Genomic DNA, 16,139 nt, shown 5'->3' on the forward strand with positions numbered 1-16,139 from the left:
GGCAGTGTGACTGGAAAAGGAATCGACAAATGATCAGTGCCAATGGCCCCAGAACCGGCCGCCCCGCGGTCATCGCTTCGCGCGGCATGGTCAGCACGCCGCATTACTTGGCTTCTGCCACCGGCCAGGACATCCTGCGCCGGGGCGGTAGCGCGGTGGACGCCGCCATCGCCATCAGCGCCACCTTGTGTGTGGTCTACCCGCACATGGCGGGCCTCGGCGGTGACGCCTTCCTGCTGATTGCCGGCGGTGCCGCCCATAACGTGGAAGCTATCGATGCCAGTGGTCCAGCGGCAGCGCTGGCGACCCGTGACTACTACCGTGAGTTGGGCCACACCGAGCAGATTCCCATGCGCGGCGCACTGGCCGCCCTGACCACGCCCGGCGTGGTGGACGGCTGGCGACTGGCCCACGAGCGTTACGGCAAGCTGGCATGGAAAGAGCTGTTTGCCGATGCCATCGACTACGCCCGCAACGGCATGGCGATCACCCGTTCACTGGCCGATTGGCTAGTGACCGACGAGGCGATTCTCAATGCCAACGCCGACATGGCGCGCATCTTCCTGCCCAGCGGCAAACCTCAGCGTGAAGGCACCTTGCTGGTACAGAAAGAGCTGGCTGATACCTTCGAGTATTTGGCCGAGCACGGCGCTCGTGATGGTTTCTATGAAGGCCCCATCGCCAAAGAAATGGGCCGCGCCCTGGAAGCCATGGGCTCGCCGCTGCGCTATGAGGACTTTGCTTCGTTCAAAGCCCAGTGGGTGGAGCCGATTTCCGGTTCCTACCGCGGTCACCAGGTTTACCAGCTGCCGCCGTCCACCCAGGGCTTTGCCGCGATCCAGATCCTGAATCTGCTGGAGCAGTCGGATGTGAAAAGTTGGGGCCCAAACAGCGCCGACTATTACCACCATCTAGTGGAGGCCATCAAAGTCTCGTTCGCTGACCGTGACGAGTGGCTGACCGACCCGGCCCACGTGGACATTCCGCTCGACACGCTGCTGTCAGCAGATTACGCCCGTGAACGGCTGAAGCTGATCCAGCCGGAGCAGGCGCTGGCCGATGGCCGCATCGAACCGGGCATTCGCTTCGGTGACGACGCCCGCCGCCAGATCCCCGACGGCGATACGGTGTACTTCTGCGCGGTGGACAGCGACGGCCTGACGGTGTCCAACATCCAGTCGATCTACCACGACTTCGGCGCGGCAGTGATCGCCGGCAACACCGGCGTCATCATGCAAAATAGGGGCTCGTTCTTCGCGCTGGATGCGGCCCACCCGAACACGCTGGAGCCGGGCAAACGCACTTTCCACACCATCATTCCGGCGATGCTGCTGAAAGACGGCAAACCGGTGCTGGCCTACGGCACCATGGGCGGCGAAGGCCAGCCGCAAACTCAGGCGGCAATGCTGACCCGTATCCTCGACTTCGGTTTCAACGTGCAGCAGGCGATTGAAGCACCGCGCTGGCTGATGGGCCGCACCTGGGGCACGGTATCGCGCGACCTGATGCTGGAGTCACGCATTCCAGAGGAAGTGATTCGCGAACTGCGGCTGCGTGGCCATCCGGTGAAAATGGCGGCCGGCTGGGACGGCACCTTGGGCCATGCCCAAGCGATCCGCATCCACGCGGACGGCCAGTATGAAGGCGGTGCCGACCCGCGCGGCGACGGTCTGGCACTGGGTTACTGACCCCGGTGGCGGGCTGACCGCCCGCCGCTGCATCACTCAGGCACCTGCTTACCGCAGGTGCCTTTTTTATTGGCCGCTGCCACGTTCCTCGCTCAGCTCGGCGTCGGACGGCGTAACCCGACCGCCAGCCCCACCGCCACCGCACTGCTGCCGGCCAGGTAGGCCGCCGCGGTGCATTGCTCGGTACTGAACACCGCGCCCCGCAACAGCAACAGTTGGCTCGCCAGGCCCAGCCACAACGCCAGCCCCACATCGCCGGTGCGGTTCAGCCAGATGCACAGCGCCGTCAACAGCAGCCCTTGCAGCACCGTGATCGCACAAGGCGGTAGCCCCTGCTGTCGCAGCAGCGCCAAACCGGTTTCGGCGGCCACCAACAGCATGAAGCGCCAATAGGCTAGGCGGTGACGGACGCTGAGCCAGATGCCCATCCACGCATACAGCATCACTTGCGCCAACACCGCAATAAACTCCCAAGGTGCCAAGCCGTCATGGCCCACCCAGTGATGCAACACAATGACGCCGAGCGTGCCAGCGGCAGCACTGCACAGCAGCGACACCCACAATGCGGTAGCCGTGGCACCGTGACGATCAGCAACCATGGGCAGTAGGCCTTCAACAAAAATACTGGAGCGATGGCGTCGTCAGTTTTCAGACGCCGGAAACAACACCGGCGCCTTACGGCGCCGGTGAGTGGAGGCAGCCACAGCGATTACAGCGACGCGGCCTGTGCCAGCACCAGCAGCGGCTGCGGATAGACCCCGAGCACAATCACCAGGGCGGCGGCCAGCAGCAGCATGATGCCGCCAGCCTGCTGTTCCCAATTGAGCGGCGGTTGGCGACGAATCATGCGGCCTTCCAGCAGGAACAGCGTGGTCATCACTCGCAGGTAGTAGTACAGGCCAATGGCGGAGCCGACGATCAGCAACCCAATCAGCCACCACAGCTGAGCACCAACACCCACTGCGATCAGGTAGAACTTGCCAATGAAACCGGCGGTGAGCGGAATACCCGCCAGCGACAGCATGCCCACCGTCATCACCGCGGTAAGCCAAGGGCGGCGCCAGAACAGACCGCGGTATTCGTACAGCGCATCGCTGTCGCGGCCACCGAACGGGCTCGACATTAAGGTCACCACGCCGAACACCGCCACGCTGGTGAACAGGTAAGTGGCCATGTACACCACCGCCGCTTCCACCGACTCGACGTTACCCGGGAACACCACCAGCAGCAGGTAACCGAAGTGCGCCACCGAGGAGTAACCGAGCAGTCGCTTGATGTTGCTTTGCTGCAGCGCCAACAGGTTGCCGACCAAAATCGACAGCCCCGCCAGCACCATCAGCATCGGCTTCAGCCAGCCTTCGTTCACCACCGGCAGTTCCATGAACAGACGCAGCATGACGGTGAACACCGCCACTTTGCCGACCGTGGCGAGGAAGGTCGCCACCGGCGCCGGCGCGCCTTCGTATACGTCCGGGGTCCACAGATGGAATGGCGCCAGCGACAGCTTGAAGGCGAAGCCGACCACCATCAGACCGAGGGCCAACTGGGCAAAGTGTGAGCCGCCATCAAGCAGCGCAAGGTCGGAAAACGCCAAGCTGCCGGCTTCGGCATACAACAACGCGGTGCCAAACAGCAGCGCAGCGCTGCCGGCGCCGGACAGCACCAAGTACTTGAGCGCGGCTTCCAGTGAACGGCGTTGGAAGAAGGCGTAGCCGATCATGCCGTACAGCGGCATCGACATCAGTTCCAAGCCAATGAACATGCCAGCCAAGTGGCGCGTGCTCACCAGCACCAATGCGCCAGCCACCGACAGCAGCACCAGCAGGTACATTTCTTCCCGGTTAGCCGGGTAACCTTCCCCTTCTTGGTGACCGAGGTAGGCGCGCGCCAGCGTGGCCACGGCCAAGCCGGCCACCAGCACCAGCGCCATCATCATCACCGCCAGCCGGTCCACCGTCATCAGCGGGGTGACCTCCAGCGGTGCCACTTTCAGCACCGGATACAGCGACAGCAGCGCCAAGTTCAGCCCCACCACGGTGATCAGGAAGGTCATGCGGTGGCAGCGTTTCCAAGCGATGCCGAGCATCGCCGCCATCAACGTGCCGGCGGTGATCAGCAATGGCAGCAGTGCAATAAAATGTTCAGTCGTCAGATTCATGGCTTCTCACCCTTACCGTACGCGGCCAAGTTGCGCCACGCCTTCCATCAGCCATTGCTGCACACCGCGCATGGCGGGTTCGGACAGGTCGAGCACCGGTTGCGGGTACAGACCAACGCCCACCAGCAGCGCCGCCAGACCCAGGATCATGTACAGCTCGCGGTGGCTCGGTGCCGCCAGCGGCTGGTCGGATTTCGGCGCGCCAAAGTAGGCACGCTGGATCATGATCAATGCGTAGACCGAGCCCAGCACCAGACCGCTGGTCGCCAGCACCGCCACCCACGGCCAGGTGCCGAAGGTACCGATCAGGATCAGGAATTCGCCGATGAAGTTACCGGTACCGGGCAGCCCCAGTGCAGCCGCTGCGAAGAACAAGCTCAGCGCCGGCAGGAACGGCAACCGTGCCCACAGGCCGCCCATCTGGCGCATGTCACGGGTTTTCAGACGCTCGTAGAGCTGGCCGCAGAGAATGAACAGCGCCGACGCCGACAGTCCGTGGGCCACCATCTGCACCACCGCCCCTTGCAGTGCGGTGTAGCTGGCGCTGTACAAGGCGATCAGCACGAAGCCCATGTGCGACACGCTGGAATAGGCAATCAGACGCTTGATGTCGGTCTGCGCGAACGAGATCAGCGCACCGTACACGATGGCCAGCACACCCAGTCCCATGGCCACCGGCGCAAACTCCGCCGAGGCTTCCGGGAACAGCGGAATGCCGAAGCGCAGCAGACCATAGGCCGCGGTTTTGAGCAGGATACCGGCCAAGTCCACCGAGCCGGCGGTGGGCGCTTGGGCGTGAGCATCCGGCAGCCAAGAGTGCAGCGGCACCACCGGGAATTTCACTGCGAAGGCGATGAAGAAGCCCAGCATCAGCAGCCACTGCATGGCACTCGACATCGGCGTGTTCAGCAGGTCGCCGTAGAAGAACGTCAGCACCCCGGTGCTCTGATAGTGCACGAACACCAACCCGAGGATCGCCACCAGCATGATCAGGCCGCTGGCCTGGGTGTAAATGAAGAACTTGGTGGCCGCAGTGATACGGGATTTGCCGGCGGAGCTCTTGTGGCCCCACAGTGCGATGAGGAAATACATCGGCACCAGCATCATTTCCCAGAAGAAGAAGAACAGGAACAGGTCCAGCGCCAGGAACACGCCGGCCACGCCACCGATCACCCACAGCAGGTTGAGGTGGAAGAAGCCCACGCGGTGCTGGATTTCATTCCAGGAACACACCACCGACAGCACACCGAGCAAACCGGTCAGTGCAATCATCAGCAGCGACAAGCCATCCAGCCCGAGGTGCACGCTGATACCCAGGCGCGGGATCCAATCCCAGTGGAATTCCTGGGCGAACTGGGGCGCAGCCCCTGGCATCGGCGCCAAGCTGTAGTCACCGGTGGCCCACAGGTACAGGCTCAGACCCAGCAGCAACAGCATCGACAGCAGCGCCACCCATCGGGTAGCGAGGGTATTTACTTTCTCCATCTGCCAGCACAGCAGGCCGGCGATGAAGGGAATCAGAATCAGCCAAGGCAACATCATGAGTCGTCAGATCCTCTCACAGGGGCCTCAGCCCAACACCAGAAGGGCGCCCAGAACCAGCACCATGCCGCCGGCCAAGGTCACGGCGTACCAGCGCAGATAGCCGGTTTCCCACGACACGGCCAGGCGATTGCCGAGCCGCACCACACCCGGTATCAGACCGAGCAGCTGATCCACCGGATCGCTTTTCAGCAAGCGGGTCAGCAGCAGATAAGGCTTCACAAACAGGGCGTCATACAACACATCGAAGCCCCAGCCACTGCCCCAGAGGGCGGACAACGCCCGGCCACCGCCGGTCGCCGCCACACTCGCCACCGCCTGACGGCGACGGCCACTCCACAGCACCAGCGCCAACACCACACCGGACAGCGCCAACGCGATGGAAGCCAGCTCGATCTGCAATTTCTCCGGCCCCCCGGCGTGGCCGATGCTTTCCGGCAGCACCCCGGCCAGCGGCGGGATGATCATGGCGCCGAGGCCAGTGGACAGCACCATGAGCACCACCAGCGGCAGCGTGTGGCTGACACCACGGCCCGGCTGGGCCTCGCCCTGGGCCGGTCCATGGAACACCAGCATGATCAGGCGGAAGGTATAGATCGAGGTCAGGAAGGCACCGAACAGACCGGCATACAGCAGTCCGCTCTGGCCGGCCGCAAAGGCCTCCCAAAGGATTTCATCTTTGGAATAGAAGCCAGCGGTAATGAACGGCAGGGCCGCCAGCGCCGCGCCACCGATCAAGAACGAGGCGTAGGCCACCGGCAGGCGTTTCCACAGGCCACCCATGCGGAAGATATTCTGTTCGTGGTGGCAGCCGAGGATCACCGCGCCGGACGCCAGGAACAATAGCGCCTTGAAGAACGCGTGGGTCATCAGGTGGAACACCGCGGCATCCCAAGCCTGTACGCCGAGCGCCAAGAACATGTAACCGATCTGGCTCATGGTCGAGTACGCCAGCACCCGCTTGATGTCGGTCTGCACCAGTGCGGCAAAGCCTGCCATGACTAGTGTTACAGCACCGATCACGCCCACCAAATGCAGCACTTCCGGCGCCAGTAAGTAAAGGCCGTAGGTGCGCGCAATCAGGTAGACACCGGCAGTAACCATGGTGGCAGCGTGGATCAACGCCGACACCGGGGTCGGGCCGGCCATCGCGTCCGCCAGCCAGGTTTGCAGCGGCAGCTGGGCTGATTTGCCCACCGCGCCGCCCAGCAGCATCAGCGTGGCCAAGTTGATCCACAGATCGCCCTCAGCGAATTTCTGCGGCGCCAGCACCAGCAGCTCTTGGATATTCAAGGTGCCGAGCTGGGTGTAGAGAATCAGCAGGCCAATGGCGAGGAACACGTCACCGACGCGGGTGACAATGAACGCCTTCAGCGCCGCCGCGCCGTTGTTCGGATCACGGAAGTAGAAGCCGATCAGCAGGTAGGAGCACAGCCCCACGCCTTCCCAGCCGAGATACAGGAACAGCAGGTTGTCCGCCAGCACCAGGCACAGCATCGCCGCCACGAACAGGTTGGTGTAGGCGAAGAAGCGTGAATACCCTTCTTCACCGCGCATGTACCACGACGCAAACAGGTGAATCAGGAAGCCAACGCCGGTGACCACGCCGAGCATGGTGACCGCAAGGCCGTCCAGATAGAGCGTGAACGACGGGTCGAAACGGCCCACTGTCATCCACTGCCACAAGGTAATAGACACCGGCTGCCCACCACTGGCGAGGAAGTCAGCGATCACCCAAGCAGCGCTGAGCGCGGCCAGGAAAACGCTGCCCACGCCCAGCGTGGCGGCGGTGTTCTCAGACAGCCGGCCACGGGAGAAGGCCAGCAGTACAAAGCCGATCAGCGGCAACAGTATGGTCAGAGGAAGGAGGTTCATCCGCGCATCTCGCTCGCTGTGTCCACATCAATGCTGTTGAAGCGCCGGTACAGCTGCAGCAGGATCGCCAGCCCGATGGTGGCTTCCGCCGCCGCCAGCGTCAGCGTCAGGATGAACATCACCTGCCCGTCCGGCTGCATCCAGTGGGCGCCGCCCACCACAAATGCCAGCGCCACCGCGTTCATCATCACTTCCAGGCTCAGCAGCACGAACAACACGTTGCGGCGCATCATCAGGCCGGCCATGCCGAGGCTGAACAGAATGGCCGACAGGGCCAGACCGTGTTCGAGGGGGATCATTTACCCTGCTCCTTCTGTTTGAACGCCCGGATCGCCGCCGGCAGCTGGCTGTCAGAACGGCCCATGTGCCACGCGCCGACCAGGGCGGCCAGCAGCAGCATGGAAGCCAGTTCCACCATCAGCAGGTAGGGGCCATAGAGCGCCACACCGACTTCCTTGGCGCCGATCAGGTCACCAGAAACCATGCCCAGCGACGGTGCCGAGAACAGCATGTAGAGCAGTTCCAGCAGCAAAATGGCGGCGAGGATCGCTGGCCCGACCCAGGCGCCGGGGCTGAGCCACTTGCGCTCGCGCTCCCGCGTCGCCGGGCCGAGGTTGAGCATCATCACCACGAATACGAACAGCACCATGATGGCGCCGGCGTAGACGATGATTTCCAGCGCGCCCGCCAACGGCGCCCCGAGACTGAACAAACACACCGCCACCGCCATCAGCGACACCACGAAATACAGCAGCGCGCGCACCGGCTCGGTGTGGGTAATCACCCGCAGGGTGGCCAGCACTGCAATCAGCGCGGCGGAATAGAACACAAATGCCATGGTTCTCCTCCTTACGGCAGCAGCGACTTGACGCTGACCGGTTCCGCCTCGTTCTCGGCGGCGCCCTTGGGCTTGTCCTGGATCGCCATGCCCGCTACCCGGTAGAAGTTGTACTCCGGGTTCTTGCCGGGGCCGCTGATCAGCAGGTCCTCTTTTTCGTACACCAGATCCTGGCGTTTGAATTCGCCCATTTCGAAGTCCGGCGTCAGTTGGATCGCGGTGGTCGGGCAGGCTTCTTCACACAGGCCGCAGAAGATGCAGCGTGAGAAGTTGATGCGGAAGAACTCCGGGTACCAGCGACCGTCTTCGCGTTCGGCTTTCTGTAGCGCGATACAGCCCACCGGGCATGCCACCGCACACAGGTTGCAGGCCACGCAACGCTCATCACCGTCTGGGTCGCGGGTCAGCACGATACGGCCGCGATAACGCGGCGGCAGATACACCGGCTCTTCCGGGTACTGCAGCGTGTCGCGTTTGCGGAATGCGTGGGAGAACACCATCAGCAGGCTGCGCACCTGGGTCCAGGCGCCGTGCACCACGTTGGCAAGATATCTGAACATGGGCAGGTTCCTCGTCAGTTCACGGCCGGCGCGGTGGCCAACACCACGGCGCCGGTCACCAGCAGGTTGATCAAGGTCAGCGGCAGGCAGAATTTCCAGCCGAACGACATCACCTGGTCATAGCGCGGCCGCGGCAAGCTGGCGCGCAACAGGATGAAGATCATGATGAAGAAGCCGGTTTTGAGGGCGAACCACACCAGCGGGATCTGTGGCAGCCAACCGAACGGACCGTGCCAGCCACCGAAGAACAGCACCGCCATCAGCGCCGACACCAGTACCACACCGATGTACTCACCGACGAAGAACATGCCCCATTTCATGCCGGCATATTCCACGTGGTAGCCGTCGGCCAGTTCTTGCTCGGCTTCCGGTTGGTCGAACGGGTGACGGTGGGTCACCGCTACACCGGCGATGAAGAAGGTCACGAAACCGAAGAACTGCGGAATGATGAACCACAGGTGGTCGGCCTGGTAATTAACGATGTCGATCATGTTGAACGAACCGACCTGGGCGACGATGCCAAGCAAGGCAATGCCCAAGAACACTTCGTAGGACACGGTCTGGGCCGAGGCACGCATGGCCCCCAGCAGCGCGTATTTGTTGTTCGACGACCAGCCGGCGAACAGCACCGCATAAACACCGAGTCCGGCCATCGCCATGAAGAACAGGATGCCGATATGCAGGTCCGCCACCCACCAGGTCGGCGTGACCGGAATGATGGCAAACGCCGCCAGCAGCGCACTCATGGCCACGATCGGCGCCAAGGTGAAGATCAGCTTGTCAGCGAACGGCGGCGTCCAGTCCTCTTTGAAGAACATCTTCAGCATGTCCGCCACCAGCTGGAACATGCCGAACGGACCGACCCGGTTGGGGCCGTAACGGTCTTGCCACAGCGCCAGCAGGCGCCGCTCGATGAAGCTCAGCAGCGCACCGGCGATCACCACCGCCAGCAAGATCACCACCGCTTTGAGGATATGGATCAGAAGCGCCAACGCTTCCGGAGACAGCCAATCCGTCATGGGCGCACCCCCTTGATCTCGGTCACTCGGGCCTGGGCCGCCAGCAGCGGTACACCCGGGAAGCCCACCGGCAGACCCACTACATCGGCCGCCAGCGTGTCATCCTGGCGCAGCGGCAACACCACGCGCTCGCCGGCCACGTCCAGTTGTACGAACGCCGCGTCCTGCACGCCGGCCGCCGCAGCGGTGGCCGGAGACAGCGCCACATAGGGCTGCTCCATACGCGCCTGGATCGGCGTGGCGCGGGCACTGTTCTCGTCGCTGCCGAACAGATGGTGCAAACGCACCACTGCCAGCCCGGCGCCCTGCTCGGCAGCCGGCGCGGCAAAGTAGCCCAGCGCTCCGCTCGGCGCCGAGGTCAGGCGCACACCCGGATCACCGGCTTTCAAGTGGCCGCCGACTTCGTCTTGGAACTTGTTCCACGCCGACGGCGAGTTCCAGCCTGGCGCCCACGCGAACGGCACCAGTTGGCGCGGCTCCTGAGTGCCGCTGTAGCCCTCCATCGAGAACGCCAGCGCGCTGTCAATGTCTTGCGGCATGCGTGGCTCGTGCACCGAAATGTTGGCGCGCATGGAGGTGCGACCGGAATAACGGTGCGGTTCACGGGCAATGCGCAAGCCCTTGATGCGCAGGTCAGCACCCGGCGCAGCATCCGGGATCGCCGCCAGCAACGGCTGGCTGGCTGCACAGGCACGGGTCACTTGGTCGAGCTGAGTCCAGTCCACCTCACGGCCCTGCAGCATGCAGTCGATCGCGTGCAGCCAGCGCCAGGATTCCTTGATCACGTCCTGCGGGCGGTAGTAGGACGGGTCGAATACTTGGAAGAAGCGTTGCGCGCGGCCTTCCAGGCTGACCAGAGTGCCATCACCTTCGGCAAAACTGGCCGCTGACAGCACCATGTCTGCCGACAGCGAGGTGGCGTGCATCTGATGGTCGAGCAACACCAGGCTGGACAGCTGCTCCAGCAACGGGTTGAGGCGCGCCGCCGGCAACCGGCGGAACAGGTCATTCTCCAGCACCACCGCCGCCTGGGCGTCGCTGCGGGTCAGCGCCGCATCCAGCGACACATCGCGCTGGGCCGCTTGGTCAGCGGTCAGCAGCGTCAGCCCGTAGCTGTTGGCTTCCGCCTGGACCATCAGCGCCGAGCCGTCCACGCCGGCCGCTTTCAGCGCACGACCGATGTTGGCGGCCGCTTGCAGCACCGCTTCGGAATTCAGCGACACGCCGGAGATCAGCAGCGGGCGCTTGGCGCCTTTCAATGCCTTGGCAATCTGCTCCGCTTGAGCGCGGGTGGCGTCATCCAAGTCGGCAACCGCCGGCGCGGATGGGTCGAGCAGGTGGGCCACGGCGTGGCCGAGACGAGCGATGGCCGCCGCGTCACCACGGAAGCTGCCGGCCGCCACGTCGTCGAGGCGGGTGGCGCGCGGCGCGGCAATGAACAGCGGATGGCGGGCGTGCTGGGCCACGTTCTTGACCGCCGCCGCATCCCACTCGGCGATGCGGTGACCGGCGGCGATGTCCACGGCAGCGCCCTTGACCGACTGGCGCACGGCCAGCGCCACACGCGCAGCGGTCTGGGTCAGGTCTTCACCGAGCACCAGCACGGCATCGTGCTGCTCTACTTCACGCAGCGTCGGCGTGGGCAGCGCACCGTCACGCAGGATCTGCACCGCCAGCTGTTGGCAGCGCAGTTCATCGGCGGCGATGCCGTAGTAGAAGTTCTCTGCGCCAACCATCTGCTGCAAAGCAAAGTTGCTTTCGATGCTGGCCCGTGGCGAACCGATGCCGATCACGGTTTTGCCGCGCAGGCGCTCCACCGCAGCATGTACCGCCTGGTCGAGGCCGAGCGTGGCACCACCGCGCAGGGTCGGCTGGCGCGGACGGTCGTCGCGGTTAACGTAGCCATAACCGAAGCGACCACGGTCGCACAGGAAGTATTGGTTCACGTCGCCGTTGTAGCGGTTCTCAACCCGGCGCAGTTCACCATAGCGCTCGCCCGGGCTGATGTTGCAGCCGCTGGCGCAGCCCTGGCAGATGCTCGGTGCGAACTGCATGTCCCACTTGCGGTTGTAGCGCTCGGAGTGGGTCTTGTCGGTGAACACACCGGTCGGGCACACCTCGGTGAGGTTGCCGGAGAACTCGCTTTCCAGGGTGCCGTCTTCGACGCGGCCGAAGTACAGGTTGCTGTTGGCACCGTAAACGCCGAGGTCGGTGCCACCGGCGTAATCCTGGTAGTAGCGCACGCAGCGGTAACAGGCGATACAGCGGTTCATCTCATGGCCAATGAAAGGCCCGAGCTCTTGGTTCTGGTGGGTACGCTTGCTGAAGCGGTAGCGGCGCACGCTGTGTGCCGTCATCACCGTCATGTCCTGCAAATGGCAGTGGCCGCCTTCCTCGCACACCGGACAGTCGTGCGGGTGGTTGGTCATGATCAGCTCCACCACGCTCTTGCGGAATGCCACCGCCTCGTCATCGGCGATCGACACCCATGCGCTTTGCGCAGCCGGGGTCATGCAGGACATCACCAAGCGGCCGCGGGTGTCGTTCTCGTCGGCGAATTGCTTCACCGCGCAGGCGCGGCACGCGCCCACCGAACCCAGTGCCGGGTGCCAGCAGAAATAGGGCACATCCAGCCCCAGCGACAGACAGGCTTGCAGCAGGTTGTCTGCGCCGTCCACCTCGTATTGCTTGCCATCAATATGGATCGTGGCCATAACGTCTTCTTGCCTCATCACCGCCAGGCGGTGGGAAAAGAAATCGGATCACACACCCAGCGCTTGCGGCGCCGCAGCGGGCGCCCCAGCCACCGACGCGATGCCGGCCTGGAACTCGTCACGGAAGTACTTGAGCGCACTGCCCAGCGGCTCCACCGCCCCCGGCGCGTGGGCGCAGAAGGTTTTTCCGGGGCCGGCATTACGGACAATGGTTTCCAGCAGTTCGAGGTCGCCCTCCTGCCCTTCACCGTGCTCCAGTGCGCGCAGCACTTTCACACTCCAAGGCAGCGCATCACGGCACGGCGTGCACCAGCCGCAGGACTCGCGGGCGAAGAACTCTTCCATGTTGCGCAGCAGCGACACCATGCTCACGGTGTGGTCCACCGCCATCGCCAGCGCGGTCCCCATACGGGTGCCAACCTTGCCGATGCCGCCAGAGTACATTTGCGCGTCCAGGTGTTCCGGCAGCAGGAAGCCGGTGCCGGCGCCACCGGGCTGCCAGGCTTTCAGGGTGAAGCCGTCTTTCAGGCCCCCGGCGTAGTCTTCCAGCAGCTCACGGGCGGTGATGCCCAGCGGCAACTCCCAGATGCCCGGATTCTTCACCTTGCCGGAAAAGCCCATCAGCTTGGTGCCGTGGTCTTCCGAGCCGGGCAGGCAAAGGCCTTGGTACCACTCCACACCGTGCTGGATGATGGCCGGCACGTTGGACAGGGTTTCCACGTTGTTGACGCAGGTGGGCTTGCCCCACACCCCCACCGCTGCCGGGAACGGCGGCTTGGCACGCGGATTGGCGCGGCGGCCTTCCAGCGAATTGATCAGTGCGGTTTCTTCACCACAGATGTAGCGGCCAGCGCCGGTGTGCACGAACAGCTCGAAATCAAAACCGCTTCCAAGAATGTTGTTGCCGAGCAGGCCAGCTGCCTTGGCTTCTTCAATCGCCTGGCGCAGGTTGCGCGCCGCGTCGACGTACTCGCCACGCAGGAAGATGTAACCGCGGTAGGCCTTCAGTGCGCGCGCGCTGATGATCATGCCCTCGATCAGCAGGTGCGGCTGCTGCTCCATGATCATGCGGTCCTTCCATGTATTCGGCTCCATCTCGTCCGCGTTGCACAGCAGGTAGCGGATGTTGAGCGACTCATCCTTGGGCATCAGGCTCCACTTCACCCCGGTGGGGAAGCCGGCGCCGCCACGGCCTTTGAGGCCGGCAGCTTTCACCTGCTCAACGATGTCGTCGGTGGCGAAATCACGCAGCGCCTTGGCCAGTGCTTGGTAGCCGTTCTTGCTGCGGTACTCCTCCAGCCAAATCGGCGCGCCATCTTCGCGCAGCCGCCAGGTCAGCGGGTGGGTTTCCTCCGCCTTGGCAATGCTGTTGAGGGGACCAAAAGACGTCAGAGTCATGCGTATTTCTCCAACAGTTGCGGCACCGCCTCGACGCTCAGGTTGCCGTAGGTGTCATCGTCGATCATCAACGCCGGCGCTTTGTCGCAGTTGCCGAGACAGCACACCGGCAGCAGCGTAAAACGGCCGTCAGCGGTGGTTTCGCCTAGGCCGATGCCGAGCTGCGCCGAAATCGCGCTCAGTACCGATTCGTGACCGCCAATGAAGCACACCATGCTGTCGCACACGCGCACGATGTGGCGGCCCACCGGCTGGCGGAAGATCTGGCTGTAGAAGGTCGCCACGCCTTCCACGTCTGCCGCGGGAATACCAAGGATGTCGGCGATCTGGTAAATCGCCGCGTCCGGCACCCAGCCGTGATGGGATTGCACGATTTTCAGCGCTTCGATGGACGCCGCGCGCGGATCTTCGTAGTGCTGCATCTCGGTGGTGATGGCCGCCCGCTCGGCGTCGCTGAGCCGGTAGCCGTCGGAGTAAATCAGGGTGTTGCTCATGGTGCTCTCCTCAACGGTCCACGTCGGCCATGACGAAATCGATGGAACCCAAGTAAGCGATCAGGTCCGGAATCATGGCGCCGCGGATCACCGCCGGGATTTGCTGCAAATGGGCAAAGCTCGGCGTGCGGATGCGCGTGCGGTAGCTCATGGTGGAGCCATCGCTGGTCAGGTAGTAACTGTTGATACCCTTGGTCGCCTCGATCATCTGGAATGATTCGTTAGCGGGCAGCACCGGCCCCCAAGACACCTGCAAGAAGTGGGTAATCAGGGTTTCAATGTGCTGCAGCGTGCGCTCTTTCGGCGGCGGCGTGGTCAACGGATGGTCCGCCTTGTACGGCCCTTCCGGCATGTTGTTGAGGCACTGCTCAATGATGCGGATCGACTGGCGCATCTCTTCGACACGAATCATGCCGCGATCGTAAGCGTCACCACGGTGGCCGAGCGGCACTTCAAAATCGAAGTGCTCGTAGCCGGAGTACGGACGCGCCTTACGCAGGTCGAAGTCGAGACCGGTAGCGCGCAGACCCGGGCCGGTCACACCCCACTCCAACGCCTCGCGGGTGTTGTACTGGGCCACGCCCACCGTACGGCCCTTAAGGATGCTGTTCTTCATCGCCGCCTTTTCGTACTCGTCGAGGCGCTTGGGCAGCCAGTTGACGAAGTCACGCACCAGACGATCCCAGCCATTCGGCAGGTCGTGGGCGACGCCACCGATGCGGTACCAGGCCGGATGCAGACGGAAGCCGGTGATGGCCTCGATCACGGTGTAGGCACGTTGGCGGTCGGTGAAGGTGAAGAACACTGGCGTCATCGCGCCGACGTCTTGGATGTAGGTGCCGAGGAACAGCAAGTGGCTGGTGATGCGGAAGAACTCAGCCATCATCACGCGGATGAACTTCACCCGGTCCGGCACCTCGATGCCGGCCAGTTTCTCCACCGACAGCACGTACGGCAAGTTGTTCATCACCCCACCGAGGTAGTCGATGCGGTCGGTGTAGGGAATGTAGGAATGCCAGGACTGGCGCTCGCCCATCTTCTCGGCACCGCGGTGGTGGTAGCCGATCTCGGGCACGCAGTCGACGATCTCTTCACCGTCCAGCTGCAGGATGATGCGGAACGCACCGTGCGCCGACGGGTGGTTGGGGCCGAGGTTGAGGAACATGAAGTCTTCATGTTCGGCGCCACGCTTCATGCCCCAATCCTCGGGGTTGAAACGCATCGCCTCCTGCTCCATATCCTGCTTGGCGGCACTCAGCGCAAACGGATCGAACTCGGTGGCGCGCGCCGGGTAGTCCTTGCGCAGCGGATGCCCCTCCCAAGTGGACGGCATCATGATGCGGCTCAAGTGCGGGTGGCCACTGAAGTGGATGCCGAACAGGTCGTAGACTTCGCGCTCGTACCAGTTGGCATTGCTGTACACACCGGTGACCGACGGCAGCGACAGGTCGTTGTCGGCCAGCGGCACCTTGATCATCACGTCGCTGTTTCGCTCCAGCGACATCAGATGGTAGAACACGCTGAAGTCAGCCGCCGGCAGACCTTCGCGATGGGTGCGCAAGCGCTCATCGGTGGCGCTCAGGTCGTACAGCATCACATAAGGGCGCGGCATCTGGCGCAGGGCCTGCAGCACCTGTTTGACCTGGTCACGTCCGACCCAGATCACCGGCATACCGGTGCGGGTGGGTTGCACCGCGAGAAGGGCGGCGCCGAACCGTTGCTGCAGCTCGACGACGATGTCCTGGTCGTCCGCCTTGTACGGCGGCACAGAGGTTGCACCGGGTGTGCTCATGTTCATGTTCACCAGCGATTGATCAGGTGCGCTCACGCGCAAAAAAACCTGCGATGGAAAA

General features: G+C 63.5%; 13 protein-coding genes. 1 reads left to right on the plus strand and 12 read right to left on the minus strand.

The window, feature by feature from the left end:
- The first annotated feature begins 29 nt into the window (after positions 1-29).
- Positions 30-1,688, plus strand: coding sequence for a gamma-glutamyltransferase (gene ggt, locus AB5I84_RS13370; RefSeq protein WP_369456419.1), 1,659 nt, complete (start codon positions 30-32; stop codon positions 1,686-1,688).
- A gap of 92 nt (positions 1,689-1,780) precedes the next feature.
- Here ggt and AB5I84_RS13375 read toward each other — a convergent pair whose 3' ends face one another.
- From AB5I84_RS13375 to nuoC, 12 genes are all read right to left on the minus strand, one after another.
- Positions 1,781-2,287 (minus strand): hypothetical protein, encoded by a 507-nt coding sequence (locus AB5I84_RS13375; RefSeq protein ID WP_369456420.1) that lies wholly within the window; start codon positions 2,285-2,287, stop codon positions 1,781-1,783.
- A 110-nt stretch (positions 2,288-2,397) separates the two neighbouring features.
- Positions 2,398-3,846: an NADH-quinone oxidoreductase subunit NuoN gene (nuoN, locus tag AB5I84_RS13380; protein WP_369456421.1), complete on the minus strand. Its 1,449-nt coding sequence runs from the start codon at positions 3,844-3,846 to the stop codon at positions 2,398-2,400.
- Between the two features lie 12 nt (positions 3,847-3,858).
- Positions 3,859-5,388, minus strand: coding sequence for an NADH-quinone oxidoreductase subunit M (gene nuoM / locus AB5I84_RS13385; RefSeq protein WP_369456422.1), 1,530 nt, complete (start codon positions 5,386-5,388; stop codon positions 3,859-3,861).
- 27 nt (positions 5,389-5,415) lie between these two features.
- Positions 5,416-7,263, minus strand: a complete 1,848-nt coding sequence (nuoL, locus tag AB5I84_RS13390) for an NADH-quinone oxidoreductase subunit L (RefSeq protein WP_369456423.1) — start codon at positions 7,261-7,263, stop codon at positions 5,416-5,418.
- Positions 7,260-7,562: an NADH-quinone oxidoreductase subunit NuoK gene (nuoK, locus tag AB5I84_RS13395; protein ID WP_369456424.1), complete on the minus strand. Its 303-nt coding sequence runs from the start codon at positions 7,560-7,562 to the stop codon at positions 7,260-7,262. The genes nuoL and nuoK overlap by 4 nt, the downstream gene beginning before the upstream one ends.
- Positions 7,559-8,101: an NADH-quinone oxidoreductase subunit J gene (gene nuoJ, locus AB5I84_RS13400; RefSeq protein WP_369456425.1), complete on the minus strand. Its 543-nt coding sequence runs from the start codon at positions 8,099-8,101 to the stop codon at positions 7,559-7,561. Before nuoJ ends, nuoK begins: the two co-directional genes overlap by 4 nt.
- An 11-nt stretch (positions 8,102-8,112) precedes the next feature.
- On the minus strand, positions 8,113-8,661 hold the full coding sequence (gene nuoI, locus AB5I84_RS13405; RefSeq protein WP_369456426.1) for an NADH-quinone oxidoreductase subunit NuoI: 549 nt from the start codon (positions 8,659-8,661) through the stop codon (positions 8,113-8,115).
- A 14-nt stretch (positions 8,662-8,675) separates the two neighbouring features.
- Positions 8,676-9,680: an NADH-quinone oxidoreductase subunit NuoH gene (gene nuoH, locus AB5I84_RS13410; RefSeq protein WP_369456427.1), complete on the minus strand. Its 1,005-nt coding sequence runs from the start codon at positions 9,678-9,680 to the stop codon at positions 8,676-8,678.
- Positions 9,677-12,394: an NADH-quinone oxidoreductase subunit NuoG gene (gene nuoG, locus AB5I84_RS13415; protein WP_369456428.1), complete on the minus strand. Its 2,718-nt coding sequence runs from the start codon at positions 12,392-12,394 to the stop codon at positions 9,677-9,679. Before nuoG ends, nuoH begins: the two co-directional genes overlap by 4 nt.
- Before the next feature lie 48 nt (positions 12,395-12,442).
- The gene (nuoF, locus tag AB5I84_RS13420) at positions 12,443-13,792 is read right to left on the minus strand and encodes an NADH-quinone oxidoreductase subunit NuoF (RefSeq protein WP_369456429.1); all 1,350 of its coding nucleotides are present in this window, start codon (positions 13,790-13,792) and stop codon (positions 12,443-12,445) included.
- Entirely contained in the window at positions 13,789-14,286 is a 498-nt protein-coding gene (gene nuoE, locus AB5I84_RS13425) for an NADH-quinone oxidoreductase subunit NuoE (protein WP_369456430.1), read from the minus strand. Before nuoE ends, nuoF begins: the two co-directional genes overlap by 4 nt.
- Positions 14,287-14,296: 10 nt before the next feature.
- Positions 14,297-16,114, minus strand: a complete 1,818-nt coding sequence (gene nuoC / locus AB5I84_RS13430; RefSeq protein ID WP_439650219.1) for an NADH-quinone oxidoreductase subunit C/D — start codon at positions 16,112-16,114, stop codon at positions 14,297-14,299.
- Positions 16,115-16,139 lie beyond the last annotated feature (25 nt).

The sequence above is a fragment of the Alcanivorax sp. REN37 genome, from assembly GCF_041102775.1.
Taxonomy (GTDB): domain Bacteria; phylum Pseudomonadota; class Gammaproteobacteria; order Pseudomonadales; family Alcanivoracaceae; genus Isoalcanivorax; species Isoalcanivorax beigongshangi.